This window comes from Kitasatospora sp. NPDC085879 (assembly GCF_040686255.1).
Taxonomy (GTDB): Bacteria; Actinomycetota; Actinomycetes; order Streptomycetales; family Streptomycetaceae; genus Kitasatospora.
In genome coordinates this window covers 24,360-50,916 of the sequence record NZ_JBFBJZ010000022.1, presented here as the reverse complement: position 1 = coordinate 50,916, position 26,557 = coordinate 24,360, and the positions used below count along the sequence as shown (strand labels likewise).

Annotated in this window: 21 protein-coding genes; 11 read left to right on the top strand and 10 right to left on the bottom strand. The window is 75.0% G+C overall.

Translation table 11 applies throughout. The annotated features are described in order from the left end of the window. The first annotated feature begins 51 nt into the window (after positions 1-51). Positions 52-2,628, top strand: coding sequence for a DNA helicase PcrA (pcrA, locus tag AB0P35_RS18520; protein ID WP_363511838.1), 2,577 nt, complete (start codon positions 52-54; stop codon positions 2,626-2,628). Positions 2,629-2,661: 33 nt separating this feature from the next. Here pcrA and AB0P35_RS18515 read toward each other — a convergent pair whose 3' ends face one another. Further along, entirely contained in the window at positions 2,662-3,447 is a 786-nt protein-coding gene (locus tag AB0P35_RS18515; protein ID WP_363511836.1) for a M23 family metallopeptidase, read from the bottom strand. A gap of 87 nt (positions 3,448-3,534) precedes the next feature. Continuing rightward, a complete protein-coding gene (locus tag AB0P35_RS18510; protein ID WP_363511834.1) occupies positions 3,535-4,323 on the bottom strand; it encodes an alpha/beta fold hydrolase in 789 nt (262 codons plus the stop codon). Positions 4,324-4,566: 243 nt separating this feature from the next. On the opposite strand from AB0P35_RS18510, the gene AB0P35_RS18505 reads away from it, so the two are divergent. Beyond that, on the top strand, positions 4,567-4,974 hold the full coding sequence (locus tag AB0P35_RS18505) for a cobalamin B12-binding domain-containing protein (protein ID WP_363511832.1): 408 nt from the start codon (positions 4,567-4,569) through the stop codon (positions 4,972-4,974). 72 nt (positions 4,975-5,046) lie between these two features. On the opposite strand, the gene AB0P35_RS18500 is transcribed toward AB0P35_RS18505, so the two are convergent. After that, on the bottom strand, positions 5,047-6,678 hold the full coding sequence (locus AB0P35_RS18500; protein ID WP_363511830.1) for a DUF5691 domain-containing protein: 1,632 nt from the start codon (positions 6,676-6,678) through the stop codon (positions 5,047-5,049). 70 nt (positions 6,679-6,748) lie between these two features. Beyond that, the gene (locus tag AB0P35_RS18495) at positions 6,749-8,071 is read right to left on the bottom strand and encodes an SWIM zinc finger family protein (RefSeq protein ID WP_363511828.1); all 1,323 of its coding nucleotides are present in this window, start codon (positions 8,069-8,071) and stop codon (positions 6,749-6,751) included. A 258-nt stretch (positions 8,072-8,329) separates the two neighbouring features. Between AB0P35_RS18495 and AB0P35_RS18490 the strand changes: the two genes are divergently transcribed. From AB0P35_RS18490 to sucD, 5 genes are all read left to right on the top strand, one after another. Beyond that, positions 8,330-9,436, top strand: a complete 1,107-nt coding sequence (locus AB0P35_RS18490) for an AAA family ATPase (RefSeq protein ID WP_363511826.1) — start codon at positions 8,330-8,332, stop codon at positions 9,434-9,436. Positions 9,437-9,495: 59 nt separating this feature from the next. Further along, entirely contained in the window at positions 9,496-11,877 is a 2,382-nt protein-coding gene (locus AB0P35_RS18485; RefSeq protein WP_363511824.1) for a DUF5682 family protein, read from the top strand. Positions 11,878-11,999: 122 nt separating this feature from the next. Beyond that, positions 12,000-13,184, top strand: a complete 1,185-nt coding sequence (locus tag AB0P35_RS18480) for a VWA domain-containing protein (RefSeq protein ID WP_363511822.1) — start codon at positions 12,000-12,002, stop codon at positions 13,182-13,184. 323 nt (positions 13,185-13,507) lie between these two features. After that, positions 13,508-14,683 carry an ADP-forming succinate--CoA ligase subunit beta gene (gene sucC, locus AB0P35_RS18475; RefSeq protein ID WP_095874511.1) on the top strand — a complete coding sequence of 392 codons (1,176 nt, stop codon included), beginning with the start codon at positions 13,508-13,510 and terminating at the stop codon, positions 14,681-14,683. Positions 14,684-14,700: 17 nt separating this feature from the next. After that, positions 14,701-15,591 (top strand): succinate--CoA ligase subunit alpha, encoded by an 891-nt coding sequence (gene sucD / locus AB0P35_RS18470; protein WP_095874512.1) that lies wholly within the window; start codon positions 14,701-14,703, stop codon positions 15,589-15,591. 99 nt (positions 15,592-15,690) lie between these two features. Here the strand turns inward: sucD and AB0P35_RS18465 are convergent, their stop codons facing one another. Beyond that, the gene (locus tag AB0P35_RS18465; RefSeq protein ID WP_363511820.1) at positions 15,691-17,364 is read right to left on the bottom strand and encodes a LuxR C-terminal-related transcriptional regulator; all 1,674 of its coding nucleotides are present in this window, start codon (positions 17,362-17,364) and stop codon (positions 15,691-15,693) included. A 117-nt stretch (positions 17,365-17,481) separates the two neighbouring features. On the opposite strand from AB0P35_RS18465, the gene AB0P35_RS18460 reads away from it, so the two are divergent. Continuing rightward, a complete protein-coding gene (locus AB0P35_RS18460) occupies positions 17,482-18,933 on the top strand; it encodes a DUF6350 family protein (RefSeq protein WP_363511818.1) in 1,452 nt (483 codons plus the stop codon). A 36-nt stretch (positions 18,934-18,969) separates the two neighbouring features. On the opposite strand, the gene AB0P35_RS18455 is transcribed toward AB0P35_RS18460, so the two are convergent. Further along, complete coding sequence (locus tag AB0P35_RS18455) at positions 18,970-20,172, bottom strand: serine hydrolase domain-containing protein (protein WP_363511816.1); 1,203 nt, start codon at positions 20,170-20,172, stop codon at positions 18,970-18,972. 156 nt (positions 20,173-20,328) lie between these two features. Then, positions 20,329-21,006, bottom strand: coding sequence for a hypothetical protein (locus AB0P35_RS18450; RefSeq protein WP_363511814.1), 678 nt, complete (start codon positions 21,004-21,006; stop codon positions 20,329-20,331). 414 nt (positions 21,007-21,420) lie between these two features. Here AB0P35_RS18450 and purN point away from each other — a divergent pair, with 414 nt between their 5' ends. Then, the gene (gene purN, locus AB0P35_RS18445) at positions 21,421-22,080 is read left to right on the top strand and encodes a phosphoribosylglycinamide formyltransferase (protein ID WP_363511812.1); all 660 of its coding nucleotides are present in this window, start codon (positions 21,421-21,423) and stop codon (positions 22,078-22,080) included. Continuing rightward, a complete protein-coding gene (purH, locus tag AB0P35_RS18440) occupies positions 22,077-23,657 on the top strand; it encodes a bifunctional phosphoribosylaminoimidazolecarboxamide formyltransferase/IMP cyclohydrolase (protein ID WP_363511810.1) in 1,581 nt (526 codons plus the stop codon). Before purN ends, purH begins: the two co-directional genes overlap by 4 nt. Positions 23,658-23,720: 63 nt before the next feature. On the opposite strand, the gene AB0P35_RS18435 is transcribed toward purH, so the two are convergent. From AB0P35_RS18435 to AB0P35_RS18425, 3 genes are all read right to left on the bottom strand, one after another. Continuing rightward, positions 23,721-24,392, bottom strand: coding sequence for an RDD family protein (locus AB0P35_RS18435; protein WP_363511808.1), 672 nt, complete (start codon positions 24,390-24,392; stop codon positions 23,721-23,723). Positions 24,393-24,535: 143 nt separating this feature from the next. Continuing rightward, positions 24,536-24,970 (bottom strand): DUF2752 domain-containing protein, encoded by a 435-nt coding sequence (locus tag AB0P35_RS18430; RefSeq protein WP_363511806.1) that lies wholly within the window; start codon positions 24,968-24,970, stop codon positions 24,536-24,538. Continuing rightward, the gene (locus AB0P35_RS18425) at positions 24,967-25,383 is read right to left on the bottom strand and encodes a hypothetical protein (RefSeq protein ID WP_363511804.1); all 417 of its coding nucleotides are present in this window, start codon (positions 25,381-25,383) and stop codon (positions 24,967-24,969) included. Before AB0P35_RS18425 ends, AB0P35_RS18430 begins: the two co-directional genes overlap by 4 nt. A gap of 315 nt (positions 25,384-25,698) precedes the next feature. Here AB0P35_RS18425 and AB0P35_RS18420 point away from each other — a divergent pair, with 315 nt between their 5' ends. Continuing rightward, entirely contained in the window at positions 25,699-26,553 is an 855-nt protein-coding gene (locus AB0P35_RS18420; RefSeq protein WP_095874518.1) for a bifunctional methylenetetrahydrofolate dehydrogenase/methenyltetrahydrofolate cyclohydrolase, read from the top strand. The last annotated feature ends 4 nt before the right edge of the window (positions 26,554-26,557 follow it).

Sequence of the window (26,557 nt, the reverse complement as noted above, 5' to 3'; positions counted from 1 at the left end):
TCCGAGGACCCTGGCCGGAGTGTCGGCGGCGGGCCATACACTCGGAATGCCATGACTAGCCTCTTTGACGACCTCCCGCTCCCCGGCTTCGAGAGCCCCTCGCTCGGGTCGAGCCCCGCCCACGACGAGCCGCCGATGGACGAGGAGCCGCCGTACGAGGAGGCCATCCCGGACGGCCTGTTCGAGACCGACCACGCCGCCCAGGACGAGCGCGACGCGTACTACCGCAACGGCCACGCCCGCCCGGTGATCGACCCGGAGCAGCTGCTCGCCGGCATGAACGACCCGCAGCGCGAGGCCGTCCTGCACCACGGCTCCCCGCTGCTGCTCGTCGCCGGCGCCGGCTCCGGCAAGACCCGGGTGCTCACCCACCGGATCGCCCACCTGCTGAGCGCCCGCGGCGCGCAGCCCGGCGAGATCCTGGCGATCACCTTCACCAACAAGGCCGCCGGCGAGATGCGCGAGCGCGTCGAGCAGCTGGTCGGCCCGCGTGCCCGGGCGATGTGGGTCTCCACCTTCCACAGCGCCTGCGTGCGCATCCTGCGCCGGGAGTCGAAGCTGCTCGGCTTCACCTCGTCGTTCTCGATCTACGACGCGGCCGACTCGCAGCGGCTGATGTCCCTGGTCTGCCGCGACCTCGACCTCGACCCGAAGCAGTTCCCGCCGAAGTCCTTCACCGCCAAGATCAGCAACCTCAAGAACGAGCTGATCGACGAGGAGACCTACGCCGACCAGGCCGCCAACCCGATGGAGAAGAAGCTGGCCGAGGCGTACACCCTCTACCAGCGGCGCCTGCGCGAGGCCAACGCGCTGGACTTCGACGACATCATCATGACGACGGTCAACCTGCTGCAGGCCTTCCCCGACGTCGCCGAGCACTACCGCCGCCGCTTCCGGCACATCCTGGTCGACGAGTACCAGGACACCAACCACGCCCAGTACATGCTGGTCCGAGAGCTCTCCGGCGGCGCCCGCTCCGACGCCCCGAAGCTCACCGCCGACGGCGACTTCGTGAACCCGACGGCGGCCCGGCTCGCGCAGATCTCCCCGGCCGAGCTCTGCGTGGTCGGCGACGCCGACCAGTCGATCTACGCCTTCCGCGGCGCGACGATCCGCAACATCCTCCAGTTCGAGGAGGACTACCCCAACGCCACGACCATCCTGCTGGAGCAGAACTACCGCTCCACACAGACCATCCTGAGCGCCGCCAACGCCGTCATCGAGCGCAACACCAACCGGCGCAAGAAGAACCTCTGGACGGCCGGCGACCAGGGCGAGCGGGTGGTCGGCTACGTGGCCGACGACGAGCACGGCGAGGCCCAGTTCATCGCCGACGAGATCGACCGGCTCACCGACAAGGCCGAGGCCCGCCCCGGCGACGTCGCGATCTTCTACCGGACGAACGCGCAGTCCCGCGTCTTCGAAGAGGTCTTCATCCGGGTCGGCCTGCCCTACAAGGTCGTCGGCGGGGTCCGCTTCTACGAGCGCAAGGAGGTCCGGGACATCCTGGCCTACCTGCGCGTCCTCTCCAACCCCGAGGACACCGTCCCGCTGCGCCGCATCCTGAACGTGCCCAAGCGCGGCATCGGCGAACGGGCCGAGGCGATGATCGACGCCCTCTCCGCCCGCGAGCGGATCAGCTTCGCCCAGGCGCTGCAGCGGGTCGACGAGGCGTACGGCATGGCCGCGCGCTCGGCCAATGCGGTGAAGAAGTTCAACGCGATGATGGCCGGCCTGCGGCAGGTCGTGGAGTCCGGTGCCGGTCCGGCCGCCGTGCTGGAGGCGGTGCTGGAGGAGTCCGGTTACCTCGCCGAGCTCCAGGCCTCCACCGACCCGCAGGACGAGACCCGGATCGAGAACCTCCAGGAGCTCGCCTCCGTCGCCCTGGAGTACGAGCAGGACCCGGGCGAGCGCCCGGACGGCGAGGACGCCGAGGGCGCCCCGCCGGTCGGCTCGCTCGCCGACTTCCTGGAGCGCGTCGCCCTCGTCGCCGACTCGGACCAGATCCCGGACGACGAGGAGGGCCAGGGCGTCATCACGATGATGACCCTGCACACCGCCAAGGGCCTGGAGTTCCCGGTCGTCTTCCTCACCGGCATGGAGGACGGGATCTTCCCGCACATGCGGGCGCTCAACCAGGTCAAGGAGCTGGAGGAGGAGCGCCGGCTCGCCTACGTGGGCCTGACCCGCGCCCGGCAGCGGCTCTACCTGACGCGGTCGGTGCTCCGCAGCGCCTGGGGCCAGCCCGCCTACAACCCGGCCTCCCGCTTCCTGGAGGAGATCCCGGAGACCCTGGTCGAGTGGAAGCGCACCGGCGCGGCGTCGGTGCCCGCGGCCCGCGGCTTCTCGCCGTCGTCCTCCGGCCCGTCCCGCTCGTACGGCTCCGGCGGCGGCTCGGCGCGTTCCACGGCGGCTCCGCAGCCGGGCTGGGCGAAGTCCGCGCGGAAGGTGACCGAGCGCGAGGTGGTCGCGCTGGCCGTCGGCGACCGGGTCAGCCACGACACCTTCGGTCTCGGTACGGTCGTCGGCACCCAGGGCGTCGGCGACAAGGCACAGGCGACGATCGACTTCGGCAGCACCGGCCGCAAGCAGCTGCTGCTGCGCTACGCGCCGGTCGAGAAGCTCTGAGCCCGGCCCGGTGGGCCTAGGCGCCGGGGTCGACTAGGCGCGGGGGTCGACGCCGTGGGCGAGCAGCCACGGCACCGGGTCGATCGGCGCCCCGCCACCGGGCCGTACCTCGAAGTGGAGGTGCGGCCCGGTGGCGTTCCCGGTCGCACCCGCCCACCCGATCACCTCGCCGGCCCGGACGGGCCCGCCGCGCAGCCGGTACCCGCGCAGGTGCCCATACCAGGTCTCGGTCCCGTCCGCCGTAGTGACGACCGCCAGGTAGCCGTAGGCGGCGCTCCAGCCGGTGGTCACCGTGCCGTCGGTGGCGGCGCGGACGGGTGTGCCGGCCGGCACCGGGAAGTCGATGCCGGTGTGCCGGGCCGCCCAGTGCGGGCCGGCCTGGTCGAAGCCCGCGCCGATCCCCGCCCGGTCGACCGGCAGCACGTACCGGGGCCGGGCGGCGGTGGCCGGAGCGTCCGGGCCGCTCGTGCCCCGTTCGGCCCGGCGGGCGGCGAGCGCGGCGCGGGCCAGTTCGCGGTCGGCCCGGTCGAGGCCCGGCCGCTCGCCGCGGGCGGGGTCGCGCGACGGGGCGGTGAGGCCGGACGGCGCCGGGCGGGGCAGCCGGGGGCGGTCGGCGTGCACCGTCGCCGCCGCGACACCGAAGACCCCGAGGGTGGCGGCGGACGGCAGGGCGACCGTGAGCACCGCGCGGCGGGTGGAGGCCGCCCGCCGGCCGCGGTGCTGGCCGCGGGCCCGCTCGGCGCCACCGGCCCGGCCGGGCAGCGGCCGGTGGATCGGGATACGGGTCGGGATGCGGACGGGGGAGCGTCTGACCGTCATCGCGCCGCCTCCTCGGAATCGGTAGTGACCGGGAGAAAACAGTCGAGACTGTAGCCCTTGATCACGATCACGGACGAAGTGCGCATCTCAGCACGCGTGGCGCTCCGTCAGCGGCCCGGCGGCCCAGGCCTCCAGGGCGAGCAGGACGGCGGCGACCGCCCGCGGATGGGCGGGCAGGCCGACGTGTCCGGCGCCGGGCACGGCCAGGTTGGCCGCGTGCAGGTCCGGGTGGTCCAGCCGGGCGTTCCGGCGCGGCAGCACGACCTCGTCCAACTCGCCGCGGACGGCGGTGAAGCGAGTGGTGCAGCGCGGCGCGGGCAGCCGCAGCTCGGTCAGCAGGTCGCTGCCGGGCCGCAGTTGGCGGGTGATCGGGAAGGGGTTCGGCAGCAGGGCGGCCGAGGTCCCCTCGTGCGGGGTGGCCAGGGTGACCACCTCGGCGGCGAGTTCGTGGCCGCCGAGGCGCTGTACGTAGTAACGGGCGATCAGGCCGCCCAGGCTGTGGCCGACCAGGGCGATCGGCCGGCCGCCGTGCGCCTGCACCGCCCACTCGACGTGCCGGGCGAGCAGCACCGCGGCCGCCCGGACGTCCCGGGTCAGCGGTGAGTAGTTGAGGGCGTGCAGGTGCGTCCAGCCGTGCCGGTGCAGCTCGCGGCGGAGCGGCCCGAACACCGCCCGGTTGTCGACGAAGCCGTGCAGCAGCAGCACGGGGTCGTGCCGCGGCGGGGCGGCGGGCGGCACCGGGTGGTCCGGGCACGGGCGGGCCCGGCGCTCCGGCGGGATTCCGGTGGGGTAGCGGACCAGGTGGTGCGCGAGCGCGGCGGCTTCCGCGCCCGCGCCGCGGACGGTGGCGGCCGTCCGCTGGAACGGGATCGTCATGCGGCTCTCCCCGGCAGGACGGCGCGGGGGCCCCTGCGGCGGCCGACGCAGGGGACGGAGGATCTGGTCACCAGGGGTGGCTGACGGGCAGCCCTGTGATTTTCCCCTCCCTCCCGCAGGCGAAAACCGCCGACCGGTGGTGGGCGGGTTACGCTGCCCCCAGGTCTGTTAGAGGCTGTTAACATCGCACCCGCGCCCGAGCGGGACCGCCGGGCGGTGGACGACGAGGTCCAGGAGGCAGTGATGGGTGTGTCGGGGCCGATCCGTGTGGTGGTCGCCAAGCCAGGTCTGGACGGCCATGACCGGGGCGCGAAGGTGATCGCACGCGCGCTGCGCGACGCCGGTATGGAGGTCATCTACACCGGCCTGCACCAGACGCCGGAACAGATCGTCGACACGGCGATCCAGGAGGACGCCGACGGCATCGGGCTGTCGATCCTCTCCGGCGCCCACATGACCCTCTGCGCGAAGGTGCTCGAGCTGCTGCGCGAGCGCGACGCCGAGGACATCAAGGTCTTCTGCGGCGGGATCATCCCCGACGAGGACATCGCCCAGCTCAAGCAGCTCGGCGTCGCCGACATCTTCACCCCCGGCACCCCGACCCAGTCGGTGGTCAGCTGGGTCGAGGCCAACCTCCGCCCGGCGGGCTGACCGCCCGCCCACCGGCACCGACGGGCCGGGCCCCGCACACCGCGGGGCCCGGCCCGTCGCCGTGCCCGCGGGTCAGGGAACGAGCTCGGCGAGCATCGCGGCCCGCAGCCGGAGCGTCTCGGCGAGCCGGGTGAAGGTGTCGGACCAGGCCGTCTCCGGCGCGGCGTCGGCGGCGAGCGCCTCCACCGCGGGCGCGGCCGCCGGGGCGAGCGCCCGCTCCGTCATGCCGAGCACCCCGCTGTGGCTCCACGGGTAGGCGCCGGAGCCGGCCGCGCGCTCCAGCGCGGCGACCACCGCGGTGGACAGCGGAGGCGTCCACGGCGTGGCGCAGGCGCCGAGCAGCTGAAAGGCGTCGCCGAGCCCGTGCGTGCGGACGAACGCCGCCGTCCACGCCGCCCGCTCCGCCGCCGGCAGCACGGCCAGCAGCTTCGCCGGGGCACCCGCCGACCGGTCGGCCCCGCCCGTGCGGGGCGCCGGGCCGAGCAGGGCGCGGGCCCAGCTCTCGTCCCGCTGCCGGACGGCGGCGCGGGCCCAGGCCTCGCGCAGCTCCGCGGACCAGTCGGTGCCGTCGGCCTCGCCGCCCTCCCGGGCGGGCAGGGCCAGCAGCTGCCCCGGTGTCAGACCGGTGGCGTCCGTCCACAGCGAGAGCGGGGCGGCGGCCACGATCTCGCCCAGCCACCAGGACCGCTGCCCGCGCCCGGTGGGCGACTTCGGCGGAATGCCGTCGCGCTGCATCGCGGTGTCGCACTCGGTGGGCGGGTCGACCGCGAGCACGCCGTCGAGCGGGCGCACACAGGCGCGGGCGCGCTCGGCCATCCGGGCGGCAAGGGCGGAGCCGGGCAGCGTGGACAGCAACTCGGCGGCGGTGGCGCGGACGTTCTTGCTGCGGTCGCCGAGTGCGGCCTCCAGGAACTCCTCGTCCGCACCGGACAGCCCGTCCTGCAGCGCGTCCAGGAACAGCAGGCGGTCCTCCGCCCGCTCGGTGGCCCAGGTGGAGCGCAGCAGGTCCAGGCCGGCGGCCGGATCGCGGCGGCGCAGCCGGGTCAGGTGGGTGACCCGCTCCGCGAACAGGCCCTCCTGCCAGATCTGCTCGCCGGCCGCGGGGCCCCCGCCGGCGTGCTCGGAGGTGTGCTCCGCGGTGACCTCCGCAGGGTCGACGGGCAGGGCGGCGCCGGCGGTGCGGCCGACGAAGCGCCAGTCCGGATTCCGCTCGGCCAGCCAGCGGCCGAGCGGGCCGGCCAGCGCCACCACGTCCGGCCGCAGCTCGCTGCGGGCGCGGGCGGTGTCCAGCAGCGCGGGCAGGTGCACCGGCGGCGGCCGGTAACCGTGCGCGCGGGCGGCGGCCAGCCACTGGGGGAGCAGCTCGGTCAGGTTGGCGAGGCTGGTGTCCGGGCCGCGGCCGCCCAGCAGGAAGCCCAGCCTTCGCGCGGCGGCCTCGGGCACCTCCGGTCGAGGGTCGTCCTCGGCCGGGGCGGGCAGCGCGGGGGCGGGCAGCGGGAGGGCGCCGGCCCGGCGCCGGACAGTGGCGAGCGCGGCCAGGTCGAGCAGGGCCGTCGCCGGGTCGGCGCGGTCGACGGCCCCGGCCGCGGCGGCGAGCGCAGGCGGGCCCGCCGGGGCGGGCAGCGGCCGCCGGTCGGTGCCGAGCAGCGCAGTGGTCTGCAGCTCGGACCAGCTGTCGTGGGCGGTGGTGGTCGGTGCCGTCATGGCCGGCCTCCCGTCTGGCGGTTCCGGTGGGACGGTGGGTGGGGGCGGTCGGCGCCCGCCCGGGACGCGGTCACTGGCCGAGGCCGATCGCGCGGCCGTCCGCGGACCAGGCGGTGACCGGGGCGAACCCGGCGTGCCCGTACTCGCCGAACAGCGTGACCGGGTGGCCGGCCGAGAGCGCGGCCAGCCGCCAGAGCGCCTGCTCGGGCAGGGCGCCGCGCCTGAGCGGCACGGCACTGTGACCGTCCGTCAGCTGCCAGCCCTCCGGCCCGAGGACGGGCACCACCTCGGCCAGCACGGCCGGCCAGGCGTCCAGCCACGGATCGTCCGCGACGGCCTCGCCGTAGCCGACCACCGCCTCGGCGGGGCGGACCCCGGCCGGCGGACCGGCCGGCGCGGCCTCCGGCTCGCCGTAGCGGGTGCCCAGGACGGCGCGCAGCGGACGGGCGCCGGGGTGGAAGGCCAGCTCGGCCTCCAGCACCCGGCCGGCGGGCAGGGCGACCTCGGGCGCGCGGCCGGGGCTGCCGAAGGAGAGCAGCAGGGCCGGGCGGCCGGTCTTGGCGCCGCGCAGCCAGATCCGGCGGGTGGTCAGCCGCTCGTCGGCGGTGTCGCGGCTGCCGAGCACGTGCCAGCGGTCCCGCACGGTCGGGCCGGCCAGCACCTCCTCGGCGCCGGTGCTGAACCCGACCCGGGTGCGGACCGTCGCGGCGAGCGGCGCGGGCAGCTCGTCCACCCGGCCGTAGGCGCCGGCCAGCAGGTGCAGCAGGGCGTACTCCTCGAGCAGACCCTCCTGCGGGGCGTGCGCGAGCTCCCGGGCGCGGGCGGCCAGGCCGGGCGCCTGGGCGTCGACCATCCGGGCCGCGACCTCCTGCCAGCCGCCGGAGGCCGCGGCGTGGTCGGCCAGCCCGTGCCGGACGCCGTCCGCGAGCCGCAGCCGCAGCTCCTGCGCGCCGGCCGCGACCCGCAGGGCCCGCTGCCCGGCCCGCCGGCGGGCCGCCGCGTCGTCCGTGCCGGCCTCGCGGCGCTCCTGCTGCCGGACGGCCCTCTGCTCGGCGCCCTGCCGGCGCTTCGTCAGCCAAGCGTCCACCCAGTCCGGCTGCTCGGCGTCGGCCGCGACGGCTGCCGAACCGGCGCTCCAGAGCAGCAGCAGACCGAGCACGTGCTTGCACGGGAACTTCCGGCTGGGGCAGGTGCACTGGTAGGCGGGCCCGGACAGGTCGACGCACGGCCGGTACGGTGTCCGCCCGCTGCCCCTGCATTCGCCCCACAGCGCGCCGCCGCCCCAGCCCGCGCCCGTCCACGGCGCGGGCGCGGACAGCTTGCCGGCCGCCTTCAGCGACGCCTGGTCCGGCGCGAGCGACAGGACGTGTTCGTTGCTCCAGCGTTCCTCCATGCCGACGACGCTAGGACGGGCCACTGACATTCGAGCCGGGCGAACTGACGGCCGGTCACCGCACGGCCCCGGCTTGTCAGTGGGCTCGTGCATGGTGGTTCCAGCAGGCCGAAAGGGCGTACGAGAAACCCGTTCCGGCTGTGTCCGGCGGGGCCTCGACGCGCCCCTCCCCGCGACCGTCCGCCGCCCCGATCCGTCCCGTGTCCGCCCGCACCCCTGCCACAGCCCTGCCCGGCGGCCCGTACCCAGGAGATGCCGATGACCACCGAGACGACCACCCGCACGAGTGAAGTCCTCCGCCTCCACGCCGAGGACGCCTTCGCCGCCGAACTCGCCGCGCTGGCCGCCGCCGACGACCGACCGCGCCCCGCTCGCTGGCGGCTCTCGCCCTGGGCCGTCGCCACCTACCTGCTCGGCGGCACCCTGCCCGACGGCACGGTGGTCACCCCCAAGTACATCGGCCCCCGCCGAGTGGTCGAGGTCGCCGTCACCACCCTGGCGACCGACCGCGCCCTGCTGCTGCTCGGCGTGCCCGGCACCGCCAAGACCTGGGTCTCCGAGCACCTCGCCGCCGCGATCAGCGGCGACTCCACCCTGCTCGTCCAGGGCACCGCCGGCACCCCCGAGGAGGCCGTCCGCTACGGCTGGAACTACGCCCAGCTGCTCGCCAACGGCCCCAGCCGGCAGGCCCTGGTGCCCTCCCCGGTCATGCGGGCGATGGCCGACGGCAAGATCGCCCGCGTCGAGGAGCTCACCCGCATCCCCGCCGACGTGCAGGACAGCCTGATCACCATCCTCTCCGAGAAGACCCTGCCGGTGCCCGAGCTCGGCGACGAGACCCAGGCCGTCCGCGGGTTCAACCTGATCGCCACCGCCAACGACCGCGACCGCGGCGTCAACGACCTCTCCTCCGCGCTGCGCCGCCGCTTCAACACCGTCGTGCTGCCGCTGCCCGCCACCCTCGACGAGGAGGTCGACATCGTCGGCCGCCGGGTCAACCAGCTCGGCCGCAGCCTCGACCTGCCCGAACTGCCCACCGGCGCCGAGGAGATCCGCCGCGTCGTCACCGTCTTCCGCGAGCTGCGCTCCGGCATCACCGCCGACGGCCGCACCAAGGTCAAGACGCCCAGCGGCACCCTCTCCACCGCCGAGGCGATCTCGGTCCTCACCAACGGCCTCGCCCTCGCCACCCACTTCGGCGACGGCGTGCTCCGCGCCTCCGACGTCACCGCCGGCATCGTCGGCGCCGTCGTCCGCGACCCGGTCGCCGACCGCACGGTCTGGCACGAGTACGTCGAGGGCGTGCTCCGCGAACGGGACGGCTGGAAGGACCTCTACCGCGCCGCCCGCGAGCACGCGCACTGACCGTCCGACACCGCCGAGAGAGCCACCGAGAGAACCATCCGAGAGCGAGGTCCACGACCATGAGCGCAGAGGTCACCCTGCTCGGCATCCGCCACCACGGGCCCGGCTCCGCCCGCGCGGTGGCCGCCGCCCTGGAGCAGCTGAAGCCCGACGCGGTGCTGATCGAGGGCCCGCCGGAGGCCGACGCGATCGCCGCCCTCGCCGCCGACGAGGAGATGCGGCCGCCGGTCGCCCTGCTCGCCCACGCCGTCGACGACCCCGCCCGGGCCGCCTTCTGGCCGTTCGCCGTGTTCTCGCCCGAGTGGGTCGCCCTGCGGTACGCGGCCGACCACGACGTGCCGGTCCGCTTCGTCGACCTGCCCGCCGCGCACACCTTCGCGCTCACCCAGACCCCGCCGGGCGTGCCGGGGGGCACGTCCGACGGGGCGGCGGAGGCGGAGGACGGCATCGGCGACCCGATCGCCGCCCTCGCCGAGGCCGCCGGCCACGACGACCCCGAGCGCTGGTGGGAGGACGTCGTCGAGCACCGCGCCCCCGACGGCGACGCCCTCGCCCCCTTCGCCGCGGTCGCCGAGGCCATGACCGCACTGCGCGAGATTGCACTGGGCGAGACGGCACTGCGCGAGACCGTCCCGGCCGGGCCGCGCGCCCGCCGCGACGACCTCCGCGAGGCGTACATGCGGCAGCAGATCCGCGCCGCCCGCCGGGCCGGCCACGAGCGGATCGCCGTGGTCTGCGGCGCCTGGCACGTCCCCGCGCTGCGGACCATGCCCACCGTCGCCCACGACCGCGCCCTGCTCACCGGCCTGCCCAAGGTGAGGACCGAGATCACCTGGGTGCCGTGGACGCACCGCCGGCTCGCCCAGCACACCGGCTACGGCGCCGGCATCGACTCGCCCGGCTGGTACCACCACCTGTTCACCAGCCCCGACCGGCCGGTCACCCGCTGGCTGACCGGCATCGCCGACCTGCTGCGCGCCGAGGACCACCCGGTCTCCTCCGCGCACGTCATCGAGGCCGTCCGGCTCGCCGAGACGCTCGCCGTGCTGCGCGGCCGCCCGCTCGCCGGCCTCGGCGAGACCCTCGACGCCGTCCGCTCCGTGATGTGCGACGGCTCCGACACCACCCTCGCCCTCGTCCACGACCGGCTGGTGGTCGGCGACGCCCTCGGCGAGGTGCCCGACAGCGCCCCCGCCGTCCCGCTCCAGCGCGACCTCGCCCGGCTCCAGCGCAGCCTGCGCCTCAAGCCCGAGGCCGGCGAGCGCGACCTCGTCCTCGACCTGCGCAAGGACCTCGACGCCGACCGCTCCCGGCTGCTGCACCGGCTCCGGCTGCTCGGCATCGACTGGGGCGTTCCGGCCCGCTCCGCCGTCAACTCCACCGGCACCTTCCGGGAGACCTGGCGGCTGCGCTGGGAGCCCGAGTACGCCGTCCGCGTCGTCGAGGCCGCGCACTGGGGCACCACCGTCGAGGACGCCGCCTGCGGCAGGGCCGGCCGGCAGGCCGCCGACGCCGCCGACCTCGCCGACCTCACCCGCCTCGTCGAGCAGTGCCTGCTCGCCGGCCTCACCGGCGCGCTGCCCGCCGTCATGCGGGTGCTCGCCGACCGGGCCGCCCTGGACACCGACGTCGCGCACCTCGCCGCGGCACTGCCCGCCCTCGTCCGGGCACTGCGCTACGGCGACGTCCGCGGCACCGACGCCGGCGCCCTCGACGGCGTCGCCCGCGGCCTCGCCGAGCGGATCGGCGTCGGCCTGCCGCCCGCCTGCACCGGCCTCGACGCCGACGGCGCCGCCGCGATGCGCGCCCACCTCGACGCCGTCCACACCGCCGTCGGCCTGCTGCCGCCCGCCCCCACCGACGGCCCCCGGGACAACCCCGCCGAGCGGTGGGCCGCCGCCCTCCGCTCGCTGGCCGCCCGCGAGCCCTCCGGCGGCCCCGCCACCGGTGTCCCCGGGCTGCTCCGCGGCCGCGCCGTCCGCCTGCTCCTCGACGACGGCCGGCTCGACTCCGACGAGGCCGGCCGCCGGATGGGCCTGGTGCTCTCCCGGGCCGGCGCCCCCGCCGACGCGGCCGGCTGGATCGAGGGCTTCCTGGCCGGCGGCGGCGCCCTGCTGCTGCACGACGCCGCCCTGCTCGGCCTGCTCGACGACTGGCTCACCGGCGTCCCCGGCGACACCCTGATCGACCTGCTGCCGGTGCTGCGCCGCACCTTCTCCGGCCTGGAGGCGGGCGTCCGCCGCACCATCGGCGAACGCGCCGCCGCCGGCCCGCTCGGAGCCGGCCCGGGCGCCTCGGCAGCCACCCCGCCGGAGGAACTCGACGACCTCCGCGCGGACGCGGCCCTGCCCGTCCTCGCCCTCCTCCTCGGCCTCCCGGCCCCCACCGCCCCCACCCTGCTGCCCCGCATCCCGCGCCAGCCCGCCGGCCGCGACACCTGAGCCCCGCACGGCCCGGCTCAGGCCGCCCCGATGTCAGCCCCGGCTGCTTCCATGACTGCTGAGGCGGCGTCACCGCACCGGCCCCGGCCCAGTCCGCCGCACCCCGTACCCGAGGAGCACCCATGACCGCGACCCGCGCTCCGCTGGACCCCGCCGCCGAGCGGCTGCGCCGCTGGCGGCTGGTGCTCGGCGGCGAGGCCGACGGCACCGGCCACCGCCCGACGGGTCGGGACGCGGCGATGGACGGCGCGCTCGCCGCGCTCTACCGGGGCGCGGAGGCCGAGGGCGGCCGCGGGGCCGCCCGCAGTGCGGGCCTCGGCGGTTCGGCGCCGCAGGTCGCCCGCTGGCTCGGCGACATCCGCGAGTACTTCCCGACCACCGTCGTCCAGCTGATGCAGCAGGACGCGATCTCCCGGCTGGGCCTGGACAGGCTGCTGCTGGAGCCGGAGATGCTGGAGGCCGTCGAGCCGGACGTCCACCTGGTCGGCACCCTGCTCTCGCTCAGGAGCGCACTGCCGGAGACCACCCGGGAGACGGCCCGCGCCGTGGTCGGCAAGGTGGTGGCCGACCTGGAGCGCCGCCTGGCCGACCGCACCCGCGCCACCCTCGGCGGCGCCCTGGACCGCTCCGCCCGGGTCAACCGCCCCCGGCACCGCGACATCGACTGGAACCGCACCATCCGTGCCAACCTGAAGAACTACCTCCCGCAGGCCGGCCCGGACGGCAGGGGCACGGTCGTCCCGGAGCGGCTGATCGGCTACGCCCGCGCCCAGCGGGCGGTGAAGAAGGACGTCATCCTCTGCATCGACCAGTCCGGGTCGATGGCCGCCTCGGTGGTGCACTCGGCGGTGTTCGGCGCGGTGCTGGCGTCGATGCGCAGCCTGGACACCCGGCTGGTCGTCTTCGACACCTCGGTGGTCGACCTGACCGAGCAGCTGAGCGACCCGGTCGACGTCCTGTTCGCCACCCGGCTCGGCGGCGGCACCGACATCAACCGCGCGCTCGCCTACTGCCAGTCGAGGATCACCCGGCCGTCCGAGACGATCGTGGTGCTGATCAGCGACCTCTACGAGGGCGGCATCCGCAACGAGATGCTGAAGCGGGTCGCCGCGATGAAGGCGGCCGGGGTGCAGTTCATCGCCCTGCTCGCGCTCTCCGACGAGGGCGCCCCCGCCTACGACCACGGGCACGCCGCGGCGCTCGCCGCGCTGGGCGCCCCGGCCTTCGCCTGCACACCCGACGTCTTCCCGGAGATCATGGCCGCGGCGATCGAGAAGCGCCCCCTGCCGGTGCCGGACAACGGCTGAGCGGCCTCACCCGTTCGGGTGCGGGATGTCCGGATTCACAGCATCGGCATTGTCGATGAGAGGCCGGCGTCCGGCCTGCGGAGTGCACCCGTTGTGACGGTTCTCACCAACCCGGACACCGTCCCGGGCGAAACACGCCCGTCGTACGGGGATAACCTGCCAGACGGACGTGACGCGCGTGTTGATTGACGATGCGCCCGGCGCTGTACGGGCCGTAAGGCCGTAGCTCTGCGTACCCGCGCAGCCCCGACGACCCGCAGCGAAGATCCTGCCGTGGCACGCTCGAAGAGACACAATCCGCGACCACGAACAAGGACAAACACGTGGACCTGTTCGAGTACCAGGCGAGGGACCTCTTCGCCAAGCACGGCGTGCCCGTGCTTGACGGCGATGTCATCGAGAACGCCGCAGACGCTGCCGCGATCGCGGAGCGCTTCGGCGGCCGCGCCGTCGTCAAGGCTCAGGTGAAGGTCGGCGGCCGAGGCAAGGCCGGTGGCGTCAAGCTCGCCTCCGACCCGGCGGACGCCGTCGCCAAGTCCGAGGCCATCCTCGGCATGGACATCAAGGGCCACACCGTCCACAAGGTGATGCTGGCCCAGACCGCGGACATCAAGGACGAGTACTACGTCTCGTTCCTGCTGGACCGCACGAACCGCACCTTCCTGGCGATGGCCAGCGTCGAGGGCGGTGTCGAGATCGAGGTCGTGGCCGAGGAGAACCCGGACGCGCTCGCGAAGATCCCGGTCGACGCCAACGAGGGCTGCACCCCGGAGAAGGCCGCGGAGATCGTCGCCGCCGCCAAGTTCCCGGCCGAGGTCGCGGACCAGGTCGCCGAGGTCCTCCAGCAGCTCTGGAAGGTCTTCATCGCCGAGGACGCCCTCCTCGTCGAGGTCAACCCGCTGATCAAGTCCGGCGAGGGCAAGATCATCGCGCTTGACGGCAAGGTCTCCCTGGACGAGAACGCCGAGTTCCGCCAGCCGGAGCACGAGGCGCTCGAGGACAAGGCCGCCGCGAACCCGCTGGAGGCCGCGGCCAAGGCCAAGGGCCTCAACTACGTCAAGCTCGACGGCGAGGTCGGCATCATCGGCAACGGCGCGGGTCTCGTCATGAGCACCCTCGACGTGGTCGCGTACGCCGGTGAGAACCACGGCGGCGTGAAGCCCGCCAACTTCCTCGACATCGGCGGCGGCGCCTCCGCCGAGGTGATGGCGAACGGCCTGGAGATCATCCTGGGCGACACCGACGTCAAGTCGGTCTTCGTCAACGTCTTCGGCGGCATCACCGCCTGTGACGCGGTCGCCAACGGCATCGTGCAGGCCCTGGCCCTCCTCGAGGAGAAGGGCGAGGCCGTCACCAAGCCGCTCGTCGTCCGCCTGGACGGCAACAACGCCGAGCTGGGTCGCAAGATCCTGACCGACGCCAACCACCCGCTGGTTCAGCAGGTGGACACCATGGACGGTGCGGCCGACCGCGCCGCCGAGCTGGCCAACGCCAAGTAAGGAAGGGGACTTTCACCATGGCTATCTTCCTTACCAAGGACAGCAAGGTCATCGTTCAGGGCATGACCGGCTCCGAGGGCATGAAGCACACCCGCCGCATGCTCGCCTCCGGCACCCAGATCGTCGGCGGCGTGAACCCGCGCAAGGCCGGCACCACGGTCGACGTCGACGGCACCGACGTGCCGGTCTTCGGCACCGTCGCCGAGGCCATCGAGAAGACCGGTGCCGACGTCACCGTCATCTTCGTGCCGCCGAAGTTCACCAAGGACGCCGTCGTCGAGGCGATCGACGCCGAGATCGGCCTCGCCGTCGTCATCACCGAGGGTGTGCCGGTCCACGACTCGGCCGCCTTCTGGGCGTACGCCGGCGCCAAGGGCAGCAAGACCCAGATCATCGGCCCGAACTGCCCCGGCCTGATCTCCCCCGGACAGTCGAACGCGGGCATCATCCCCGCCGACATCACCGGCCCCGGCAAGATCGGCCTGGTCTCGAAGTCCGGCACCCTGACCTACCAGCTCATGTACGAGCTGCGTGACCTGGGCTTCTCCTCGGCCGTGGGCATCGGTGGCGACCCCGTCATCGGCACCACCCACATCGACGCCCTCAAGGCGTTCCAGGAGGACCCGGAGACCGAGGTCATCGTGATGATCGGTGAGATCGGCGGCGACGCCGAGGAGCGTGCCGCGGCCTTCATCGCCGAGCACGTCACCAAGCCGGTCGTCGGTTACGTCGCGGGCTTCACCGCGCCCGAGGGCAAGACCATGGGCCACGCCGGCGCCATCGTCTCCGGCTCCTCCGGCACCGCCCAGGCGAAGAAGGAGGCCCTCGAGGCCGCCGGTGTCAAGGTCGGCAAGACGCCGTCCGAGACCGCCCGCCTGGCCCGCGAGCTCTTCGCGGCCGTCAAGTAAGGCACCAAGGGCCGGCCGGCCTCCGGGCCGGCCGGCAGGCGCGAGGGCGCCGCGGACACCGTCCGCGGCGCCCTCGCCGTCGTTCGGGGCGGCCGCGGATCAGGGCAGCAGCCGCGGGTTCCCGGTCGGCGCGAGCGTCGGGCAGGGCCACAGCGGCGGGCACGGCACGGTGAGCGGCAGGGCGTCCGCCGGACGGGGCTGCTCGGCGGGGACGGCCCCGACCGGCTGTCCGTCGTGCGGGGCCGCGCCCTGGGGCACCGTCCCGCCGTCGGGGGTCTCCTGCGTGCCGCCGTCCTGGGTGCCGTCTGCAGGGGTGCCGTCGTCCGGGGCGGACGGCCCGTCCCCCGGTGCCCCGGTCGGGAGGGCGCCCGGCCGCGGTGCGAGCGGGCTGCACCACGGGCTCCGCAGCCCCGGCTCGCGGCCCGGCGCGGCCGGGCCGGCGCTGCCCGTGCCGGCGGCGGAGCACACCTCGGGCGGTGGTGCCACGGTGGTCTGCGGCACCGCCGCGGGCCGGGCGGGCCGCCGGCTGTCGTCCGGGCCGCCGACCACCAGCGTCACCAGCATCGCGCCGGCCATGCCGAGCGCCAGCAGCCCCGCGGCACCGGTGGCCGCGTACGTGCGGCGGCGCGCCCCGGTGGCCAGCCGGCCCGGTGAAGGCACGTGCGGGGACGGACACGCCCGCACCGCCGCCTCGAACAGCAGCACCCCGAGTGCGGGCCCGAAGCCGGGCGCGGACGGGTCGGCGCCGACCACCTCCGGCACCGCCCGGGCCAGCCGTTCGCGGGCCGACCGGACCCGGCCCTCGGCCGCCGGCGTCGTGGACTCCACCTCGGCTGCCACGGCCGCCACCGGCAGGCCGACCGCGTCGTGCAGCACCACCGCGCGGCGCTGCGGCCGGGTCAGCCGGTGCATCGCGGTGAGCAGCGCCCGGTCGCGGGCGGTCGGGCGGCCCTCGGCGGTCCGGCGCCGACCGCCGCGCTCCTTCCTGACCTTGATCGCCCGGTGCGGCAGATGATGCCCGCCGGCCCGCCGCGGACCGCCCCGCCGCCACGGCGACAGCGCCGACTCGAACGCCGCCGCCCGCACCCAGCCCTCCGGATCCGGCAGCGCCGCCACCTCGTCCCACTGCAGGGCGGCCGCGCCCAGGGCGATCCGGACGCTGTGGGCCGCCCGGTGCGGCGAGCCGGCGACCAGGAAGGTCTGCTGCACCAGACGGGTGTGGACGGCTGCGCTGAACGCGGCGAAGTCCGGCGGGCGGGGCGGCGGCCCGGGAACCGGCTCCGTCGCCCGAGCGGGTTCGGGCGCGGGCTCGCGGTCGGCTCTGGGGCCGGCCTCGACCTCTGCGGCCTCGGCGGATTCGGTGGGCTCAGCAGGTTCGACCGGCTCGACCGGCTCGACCGGCTCGACAGGTTTGTCGGGTTCGGCCGGGGGCGGGGCGGTGCCCAGCAGGGCGGCCAGCCGGGCGGCCTCGGCGCGCGAGCCGACGCCCAGCTTGCGCATCGCCCGGTCGAGGTGGCGGCGGGCGGTCGCGGGGGCGATGCCGAGTGCGGCGGCGACGGCCTTTTCGTCGTCCCCTGCGGCCGTTCGGGCGAGCACCTGTGCCTCGCGGGGGGTCAGCCGCCGCAGCAGCCGGGCCGCGTCCTCGCGTGCCGCGGCCGACGGCGTCACGGCCGACGGTGCTGCGGCCGACGGTGCCGCGGCGTCCGGCTGCGCACCGGTGGTCGGGCCGGTGGGGTCGTCCCCGGCCCGGTCGGCCTTCGAAGGTGCGGTCACCGCGGTACCCCGCGGCGGCTGCAGAGTCGAAAAAGGCACATAAGCAAATAATCCGGGACACGGCGAAGGTTTGCCGCTTCACGGGGCGCAACGGGTGATCTTGGGAGCATGTGGCCCATGACGCAGCTGATGGGCCGTCCGATCCTGAGCCTGCCCGACGATCTGGGCACCAGATCCCCGCTCGCCGACCTGCTCGTCGGCGCCCGAACGGCCCTCCTCGCGCTCTCCGTGATCGCCGTCCCCGTCCTCGGACTCTGGGTCCTCACCCCGTACGGCGACATCACCGCCCGCGGCGCCCTCCGGCTCTCCTGCGCGCTCTGGCTGCTCGGCCACGGGGCTCCGCTCGGCCGCGGCGCCGGAGCACCGTTCACCCTCACCCCGCTGCTGCTCACCGCCGTCAGCCTCGGCCTGCTCCGCCGGGCGGGGGCCCGGGCCGGGGCCCGCACCCCGCGTTCCGCCGGGGCCTGGCGGGCCGCCCTGCCGGTGGGTGTCGGCTACCTCGCGGTGGCCGCCCTGGCCGTCGCCGAGTGCAGCGGACCCGAGGCGGTGCTCAGGGCCGAGCCGGCTGCCGACCTCTTCGCCGTCGCGGCCGTCACCGTCACCGGCCTGGCCTGGGGGCACTGCGCCGCGCACGGTGTGCCGAGGCGTGCGCTCCCGGCCGCCGTCACCGCACGGCTCCGTGCCTGGACGCCCGCGCTCCCGGCCGCCGTCACCGCACGGCTCCGTGCCTGGACGCCCGCGCTCCCGGCGGCCGTCACCGCACGGCTCCGTGCCTGGACGCCCGCCGACTGGGCCCCGCCGCAGGACGCGGCAGCCGCCCTGCGCCGTGCCGCCGGCAGCTGGCTGCTCGGCCTGCTGGCAGCCGGGGGCCTGCTGCTCACCACGGCGATCGCGCTCGGCACCGCGGGCCGCTCCGCCGCCGGCCTCGCGGACGGGCCGGCCGGCGTCCTCGGACTCCTCCTCGGCTGCACCCTGCTGCTGCCGAACGCCGTCCTGTGGGCCGCCGCCTACGCGCTGGGGCCGGGCTTCGCGGTCGGCACCGGCACCGCCGTCTCCCCGGCGGACACCCACCTGGGCGCGGTGCCCGAGTTCCCGCTCCTCACCCTCGTGCCGACCGGCACTCCCGGGACGGCCGGGCAGGCCGTGCTGGCCACCCTGCCCCTGCTCGCCGGGGTCGTCCCCGCCCTGCTGCTCGGACGCGCCGCCTCCGGCCGGGGCACCGACCGCCCCTGGCACCCGGCCGGCACCGCGGCCGTCGCCTTCGCCGCCGTGCTCGCGGTCTCCGCGGCCGCCGCCGTGGCCGCCTGGATCTCCGGCGGCGCCCTCGGATCCGGACGGATGTCCGCCCTCGGCCCCGGCCCCTGGCAGGCCGCCGTCACCGCCGCCGGCTGGTCCGGCGCAGTCGTCCCGCCCGGCGCCCTGCTGGCCCGCTGGATCCTCGCCCGCAGCGGGGCCGAACCCCGCCCGGCCACCACCCCCGCCGGCTGGGCCCGCCACCGCGCCGCCCGCCTCCGCCGCACCCTCCACCACCTCGTCACCCGCCTCGCCGACCTGTCCCGGACCCGGTGAGCCGGGCCGGGTGGCCCGGACGGGCGGCGGTCTCGGTCACCGCGGCGGGACGACCTGGCCGGCGTAGACGTTGTCCGGGGTGACGACGGCCGTGATCGCCCGGGCGAGAAGGGTGGACGGTTCCTGGCCCCCGCTGAGCGAATCCGTGTTGATCATGATCACCAGGGTGGCCTTCTGCGAGGGCAGGTAGACCGTCACGGTCTCGTACCCCGGCAGGGAGCCGTTGTGCCCGATCCACCCGTTGGTCTCGAAGATCCCGAGGCCGTAGCCGGTGCCGGGGAACCCGGTCGGCAGCGTCCTCAGCCGCTGCGCCTGGGTCTCGGGGCTGAGCAGGCTGCCGGTGGCGACGACCTCGGCCCAGTGGCGCAGGTCCTGCAGGTCCGAGATCATCGCGCCGGCCGCCCAGGCCCAGCTCGGGTTCCAGTCCGTGGCGTCCGCGGTCGCGCCGCTCAGCGTCTGGTCGGTGTAGCCGCGCGGGTGCGGCTCGGGGAACTCGGCCCCCGTCGGGAACAGCGTGTGGCGCAGGTGGGCCGGGCGGAACACCCGCCGGCGGAGGAAGTCGGGGAGCGGCTGGCCGCCGACCTTCTCGACCGCCAGGCCGAGCAGGACGAGGTTGGAGTTGGAGTACTGGAACTCCTCGCCCGGCGCGAAGGTGTTCGGGTGCCGGTAGCCGTACGAGAGCACCTCCCACGGGTTGAAGGCGCGCTCCGGCTCGCTCAACAGGTCGTGGATGAAGTCCGGGTCGGACGTGTACGGGAACAGGCCGCTGCGCATCTCGGCGAGGTGGCGCAGCGTGATCCGGTCGCCGTTCGGGACGCCGCGGACGTAGGCGGAGATCGGGTCGTCCAGCCGGACGAGGCCGTCGTCCACGAGTTCGAGCAGCGCGGTGACCGTGAAGGTCTTGGTCTCGCTGCCGATCCGGACGAAGGAGTCGGCGGCCATCGGCCGACGGGTGGCGGTGTCGGCGACGCCGGTCGCTCGGACGTAGCTCCCCCGGCCCGGCATCCACAGGCCGACGACGACACCGGGGATGCCGGCCTGCCGGCGGACGTCCTCGATCGTCCGGTCCAGCCGGGCGGCCAGCTCGGGGCCGAGGCCGCCCGGAGGGTGGTGGTCCTCGCCGTACCGGTCGGCGCCCGCGGCGCGGACGGGTGTCGCGGGAATCGCCGTCACGGGGGCCAGTAGGGACGCCGCGAGCAGCGTTGCGGCGAACGGCCGGCGGCAGGAGGTACGTCGCACGTCGGGGCGCCCCTTCCGGGTCACGGGTTCGGACGGCAACATCACCACCGCGACCTGCCGCGGAGGATCCCGTGCGGCCGCGCGAGGCGGCGAGTCCACTCGTTCGGCGCCGCACGGGCGGCCGGGACGCCCGACGGCCGAACCCGGAAGGAGGCGTCAGCGGCTGCCGGGATCCGTGTACCGGGTGATGAAGTCCGGCGCGAGGTTGTCGCAGCTCTGCACGGCCTCGTTGGTCAGGGCGTCGTTCACGCAGGCCACGTAGTCGTGGTAGTAGAGCTGGAAGCCGAAGACGGACAGCGTGAAGACCAGCGCCACGCCGCCGGTGAGCAGGCCGCCGAGGGCGGCCGGCACCTGCGGGCGGGTGCGCTGGGCCTGGGCCTGGGGCTGGGCCCAGCCGGCGATCCTGGCGGTGCCGAGGGCGTGCGGGTTGCCGCCGCCGGCCGGCTGCGGGGCGGCCTCGGCGGCGGGGGAGCGGTCGGCCCGGAGCGCGCTGACGCCCCAGTACGCGGCGAGGGCGCCGAGCAGCAGCGCGAGGTCCAGCATCTGGTTGATCGCGCAGAACAGGCCGGCCATGCCGGCGCTCAGCGCGTACCGGGCCCGCCGCTGCATGGGGTCGGACGGGTCGAAGCGGGGCTGCTGCGGCTCGGACCAGCCGCCGCGGTAGCCGGGGCTCCACGGGTGCGGCGGCGGCACCTGCGCCTCGTCCCGGTCGTCGTCCGGGCCGCCCTCCGCCGGGGGCTGCTGCGGAGTGCGGGGCTGCCACGGCCGGTCGGGGGCATCCGCCGGCGGCGGCGCGAACGGGTTGCGCTCGCCGGTGTCGTCTCCGCTGCTCATCGTGTCGGCCATTCCTTCTCGTCCAGGGGCGTCGGACCGCTCCGGAGCGGTCCGCGCCTCCAATGATCCCGCAGGCCGATCCCGGCTCCGCGCCGCCCTGCCCGGTGAGCCCGCGGGCGCCGTGCCCGGGTGCGCCGCCCTGCGCGCCCACCCGCGCGCGCGTGCGGTACCCCGCGACACCCTACGGCGAGATCCGTGTCTCAACTACGCGCGTAGCGTGGTCCGCTGGTGACAGAACGCCTTCGACCAGCCGTTATCGTGGTGACGGTCAGCAGTCCACAACGGTTCCCCGGGGTCCCGCAGCGCAGCGGAGATCCCCCGCGGCGCCGTCCCGGCTCGACCTGCCGCCGCCCGTAGTGGCCCCACCGACGGTGGACGTACCAGCGGGCGACACGACATACGGAGAATCGCGCAGTGGCCGCCGCTTCCGCCCAAGTCTTCCCGCCGCGTACGCCCGGACCGGCCCGTCTGGTGGTCCTGGTCTCGGGCTCGGGCACCAATCTCCAGGCGCTGATCGACGCGGTGCAGGACCCGGCCTACGGCGCCGAGATCCTCGCCGTCGGCGCGGACCGCACCGACATCGCCGGCCTGAAGCGGGCCGAGGCCGCAGGCATCCCGACCTTCGTCCACCGGATCGCCGACCACCCCGACCGGGCCGCCTGGGACACCGCGCTGACCGCCTCGGTCGCCGGGTACGAGCCGGACCTGGTGGTCACCGCCGGTTTCATGAAGATCCTCGGTCCGGAGTTCATCGGCGCCTTCGGCGGCCGGATCGTCAACACCCACCCCGCCCTGCTGCCGGCCTTCCCCGGCGCGCACGGCGTGCCGGACGCCCTCGCCTACGGGGTGAAGGTCACCGGCTGCACCGTCCACCTGGTCGACGCCGGCGTGGACACCGGGCCGATCATCGCGCAGGGCGTCGTGGAGGTCCTCGACGCCGACCACGCCGATGGCGGCGAAGCGCTGCACGAGCGCATCAAGACTGTCGAGCGCACGCTGCTCGTCGAGGTCGTGGGCCGGCTGGCCCGCGAAGGCCACCGCATCGAAGACCGAAAGGTATGGATTCCGGCATGAGCGCCGCCCACAGCACGCCCCCCGTCTCCGAGGACGTACGCCCGATCCGCCGTGCGCTGATCAGCGTCTACGACAAGACCGGACTGGAGGAGCTGGCCCAGGGCCTGCACGCCGCCGGGGTCGCCATCGTCTCCACCGGCTCCACCGCGGGCCGGATCGCCGCGGCCGGTGTCCCGGTCACCGAGGTGTCCGAGCTGACCGGCTTCCCCGAGTGCCTGGACGGCCGGGTCAAGACCCTGCACCCGCGGGTGCACGCCGGCGTCCTCGCCGACCTGCGCCTGGAGTCGCACCGCGCGCAGCTCGCCGAGCTGGGTGTCGAGCCCTTCGACCTGGTCGTGGTGAACCTCTACCCGTTCACCGCCACGGTCGCCTCCGGCGCCACCCCGGACGAGTGCGTCGAGCAGATCGACATCGGCGGCCCGTCGATGGTCCGTGCCGCGGCCAAGAACCACCCGTCCGTCGCGGTGGTCGTCGACCCGGCCCGCTACGACGACGTGCTCGCCGCGGCCAAGGGCGGCGGCTTCGACCTGCTGACCCGCAAGCGCCTGGCCGCCACGGCCTTCGCGCACACCGCCGCGTACGACGTGGCCGTCGCCTCCTGGTTCGAGGAGTCCGGCTACACGGAGTCGGAGGAGGCCTTCCCGTCCTTCCTCGGCGCCACCTGGGAGCGCCAGAACGTGCTCCGCTACGGCGAGAACCCGCACCAGCAGGCCGCGCTCTACACCGACGGCACCGGTGGCCTGGCGGGCGCCGAGCAGCTGCACGGCAAGGAGATGTCCTACAACAACTACATGGACACCGACGCCGCGCGCCGCGCCGCGTACGACCACGCCGAGCCGGCCGTCGCGATCATCAAGCACGCCAACCCGTGCGGCATCGGGATCGGCGCGGACGTCGCCGAGGCGCACCGCAAGGCGCACGCCTGCGACCCGGTCTCCGCGTACGGCGGCGTCATCGCGGTCAACCGCCCGGTCAGCGTCGAGCTCGCCGAGCAGATCGCCCCGATCTTCACCGAGGTCGTCGTCGCCCCCGGCTACGAGGACGGCGCCCTGGAGGTGCTGACCAAGAAGAAGAACCTGCGCGTGCTGCGCGCCCCCGAGGCGCCCGCCGACGCGCTGGAGGTCCGCCGGATCAGCGGCGGCGTCCTGCTGCAGCAGGTCGACAAGGTGGACGCGGCCGGTGACGACCCGTCGACCTGGACGCTGGCCACCGGCGAGGCGCTGACCGAGGCGGAGCTCGCCGAGCTCGCCTTCGCCTGGCGGGCCTGCCGGGCCGTCAAGTCCAACGCGATCCTGCTCGCCAAGGACGGCGCCTCGGTCGGCGTCGGCATGGGCCAGGTCAACCGGGTGGACTCCTGCAAGCTCGCGGTCGAGCGGGCCGGCGAGCGCGCCCGGGGCTCCTACGCCGCGTCCGACGCCTTCTTCCCGTTCGCGGACGGCCTGGAGATCCTGGTCGCCGCCGGTGTGAAGGCCGTCGTCCAGCCCGGCGGCTCGATCCGCGACGAGGAGGTCGTCGCGGCGGCCGCCGCGGCCGGGGTGACGATGTACCTCACGGGCACCCGCCACTTCTTCCACTGAGCCGAACGCGAAGGCCCCCGCACTCCGAGGAGTGCGGGGGCCTTCGGCGTCGGTGCCGGCAGGTCACTGGGACTTGACGACCACGGAGCTCATCACCTTGTCGGCGAAAGTCTGCTTCTTGGCGTCCCACAGCGGCCACAGGTAGCCGACGCAGCAGAAGCCGTCGAGGACGTGGCAGATCTTGCGGACGAAGGCCATGCCGAAGCCCAGCGGCTGGCCGTCGGCCTCGCGCAGGACGCGGATGTTGACCATCTTCTTGCCGGGGGTCTGGCCGGTGGTGCCCTCGCGGTGGATCAGGAACAGGAAGCCCGCGATGCCGAGCAGCCAGCCGAGGCCCATGATGGCCATGCCGACGCCGGAGACGCCGCCGCCGGAGCAGCTGTAGGCGTAGGTGGTCGGGTCGGTGGTGCACTCCATCTTGGAGACGCCGACCGCGGCACCGATGCCGTAGAAGATGCCGGTGGGCACGCCGACGATCAGGTAGTCGATGATGTAGGCCGCGACACGCGAACCCCAGCCGGCGTAGAACTGCTGCACCTGGGCCGCGTTGCCGTACGGGCCCGGCTGCGGCGGGATGCCGTAGCCGCCGGGCGCGCCGTAGCCGGGGGCCGGCGGCGGGGCCTGCTGCGGGTAGCCGTAACCGGGCGCGGGCGGCGGGGCCTGCTGCGGGTAGCCGTAGCCCGGCGCCGGCGGCTGCTGGCTGTACGGGTTGTTCGGGTCGGGCGGGTAGCTCATCGAATGCCTCCGGGCAGGATGGAGTGTGGACGGAACTGCAGGGAAACCCTGGGGACGGACGGGCAGTTGAGGCACCGACCGGGAGGGACACTAGCGGAAGGGCCTGACAGCGGGGAGTCAATAACCGTCAGGATCCGCTCACTTCAGGGACGCGAGATGCCGAGGCGGTTCAGCTGCCACGTCCAGGCCAGCAGTAAGGCGGCACCGATCACCGCGTTGCGGCGCTTGTTCGGCAGCTCCCACCACCAGCGGCCCGGGCCGAGCGGCGCGACGAGCAGCGCGACCGCCGCCACCGCGGTGACCGGGTTGGCGGCCAGGGCGGCGCCGAGGTGGCCGTGGCCCGCCTCGATGAAGACCGTGGTGCTGCCGCAACCGGGGCAGGGGATGCCGGTGAAGCGGCGCAGCAGGCAGAGCACGCCGGGGTCGTGGGCGTCGTGCAGTTGGGCCACCGCGACCGCGGCGACCGCGCCGCCGCCGCCGCGCAGCAGCACGCGCATCAGCGCACCGGACAGCGTGTCGGCGCTCCGCCGCCAACGGCCGGCCAGTGCGCCCGCGAAGGAGGGCGCCGGGACGGTCACGGCTGGACGCTGAAGTAGAAGACCACGATCGCGATGGAGATCAGCACCGCCAGCACGTTCAGCACGATGCCGCCGATCGCCGCGTTGCGGCCGACCCCGGTCTGGTTCGACTTGTTGAGGCCGGCGATGCCGACACCGAGCCCGATCAGGCCCAGGAAACCTCCGTAGAAACAGGAGGTCAGGATGCCGATGAAGCCCAGCACCACGGACGCGGTCGCGGCCGAGTTCGCCTGGATCACCACCGGCCCGGCCTGGGCGTACTGCTGGTGCGGCGGGGGCTGCTGCGGGTACCCGTAGCCGGGCTGCGGCTGGGGCTGCTGGTACTGCGGTGCGCCGTACCCGGGCGTGCCGTAGGGCGGCTGCTGCGGCTGGCCGTAGCCGCCGTATGGATCCGGCTGGTACGGATTGCTCACTGTGGTCTTCCCCCGACGATCGTCCCCCGTGGTCCCCGACGGCCTGTCACCAGGACGCGGGCAGCAGAGATTGCTCGGGCCATGGTGGTCGTTACCACGGCGCGCTGTCCAGCCGCGACCGCCTCGCGGACGCAAATGTGGCGCAACCGAAACCCGGCCCGCACGCCTTGTGCCCGCCTTTGCGGTGGTTCGTGCCGGGCCGGGCGGGACGGCCCGACCGGGCGGCGGGGGCGGCACGCGCGGCGGCCGGGGCGCCCCCGCAAGCGGCCCGGGCCCGCGGCGCGTCCGTCGCCGGCGATCCGGGACAATGGGGCCATGACTGCCCAGATTCTCGATGGCAAGGCCACCGCCGCCGCGATCAAGTCCGAACTCGCCGTCCGCGTCGCGGCCCTCAAGGAGCGGGGCGTCGTCCCCGGCCTCGGCACCGTCCTGGTCGGCGACGACCCGGGCAGCCGCTGGTACGTCAACGGCAAGCACAAGGACTGCGCCGAGGTCGGCATCGCCTCGATCCAGCGCGAGCTGCCCGCCACCGCCACCCAGCAGGACGTCGAGGACGTCGTCCGCGAGCTCAACGCCGACCCGGCCTGCACCGGCTACATCGTGCAGCTGCCGCTGCCCAAGGGCCTCGACCAGAACCCCGTCCTGGAGCTGATGGACCCGGACAAGGACGCCGACGGCCTGCACCCGACCTCGCTCGGGCGCCTCGCCCTCGGCATCGAGGGTCCGCTGCCGTGCACCCCGCTGGGCATCGTCGAGCTGCTCCGCCGCCACCAGGTGGAGATCAACGGCGCCGAGGTCGTCGTGATCGGCCGCGGTGTCACCGTCGGCCGCTCGATCGGCCTGCTGCTGACCCGCCGCAGCGAGAACGCCACCGTGACCCTCTGCCACACCGGCACCCGCGACCTCGGCTACCACCTGCGCAAGGCCGACATCGTGATCGCCGCCGCCGGTGTGCCGCACCTGGTCAAGCCGGCCGACATCAAGCCCGGCGCGGCCGTCCTCGACGTCGGCGTCAGCCGCAGCGAGGGCAAGATCGTCGGCGATGTGCACCCCGGCGTGGCCGAGGTCGCCGGCTGGATGTCCCCGAACCCGGGCGGTGTCGGCCCGATGACCCGCGCCATGCTCCTCAACAACATCGTCGAGGCGGCCGAGCGCCGCGCCGACCGCTGACCCC

Bases quoted from the DNA above. Each gene is read 5' to 3' on its own strand.
- pcrA (WP_363511838.1), top strand. From the start codon at position 52: ATGACTAGCCTCTTTGACGACCTCCCGCTCCCCGGCTTCGAGAGCCCC.
- AB0P35_RS18490 (WP_363511826.1), top strand. From the start codon at position 8,330: ATGACCACCGAGACGACCACCCGCACGAGTGAAGTCCTCCGCCTCCAC.
- AB0P35_RS18480 (WP_363511822.1), top strand. From the start codon at position 12,000: ATGACCGCGACCCGCGCTCCGCTGGACCCCGCCGCCGAGCGGCTGCGC.
- purH (WP_363511810.1), top strand. From the start codon at position 22,077: ATGAGCGCCGCCCACAGCACGCCCCCCGTCTCCGAGGACGTACGCCCG.
- AB0P35_RS18510 (WP_363511834.1), bottom strand. From the start codon at position 4,323: ATGACGATCCCGTTCCAGCGGACGGCCGCCACCGTCCGCGGCGCGGGC.
- AB0P35_RS18420 (WP_095874518.1), top strand. From the start codon at position 25,699: ATGACTGCCCAGATTCTCGATGGCAAGGCCACCGCCGCCGCGATCAAG.
- AB0P35_RS18450 (WP_363511814.1), bottom strand. From the start codon at position 21,006: ATGAGCAGCGGAGACGACACCGGCGAGCGCAACCCGTTCGCGCCGCCG.
- AB0P35_RS18505 (WP_363511832.1), top strand. From the start codon at position 4,567: ATGGGTGTGTCGGGGCCGATCCGTGTGGTGGTCGCCAAGCCAGGTCTG.
- sucD (WP_095874512.1), top strand. From the start codon at position 14,701: ATGGCTATCTTCCTTACCAAGGACAGCAAGGTCATCGTTCAGGGCATG.
- AB0P35_RS18500 (WP_363511830.1), bottom strand. From the start codon at position 6,678: ATGACGGCACCGACCACCACCGCCCACGACAGCTGGTCCGAGCTGCAG.
- AB0P35_RS18485 (WP_363511824.1), top strand. From the start codon at position 9,496: ATGAGCGCAGAGGTCACCCTGCTCGGCATCCGCCACCACGGGCCCGGC.
- AB0P35_RS18435 (WP_363511808.1), bottom strand. From the start codon at position 24,392: ATGAGCTACCCGCCCGACCCGAACAACCCGTACAGCCAGCAGCCGCCG.
- AB0P35_RS18515 (WP_363511836.1), bottom strand. From the start codon at position 3,447: ATGACGGTCAGACGCTCCCCCGTCCGCATCCCGACCCGTATCCCGATC.
- AB0P35_RS18460 (WP_363511818.1), top strand. From the start codon at position 17,482: ATGACGCAGCTGATGGGCCGTCCGATCCTGAGCCTGCCCGACGATCTG.
- AB0P35_RS18495 (WP_363511828.1), bottom strand. From the start codon at position 8,071: ATGGAGGAACGCTGGAGCAACGAACACGTCCTGTCGCTCGCGCCGGAC.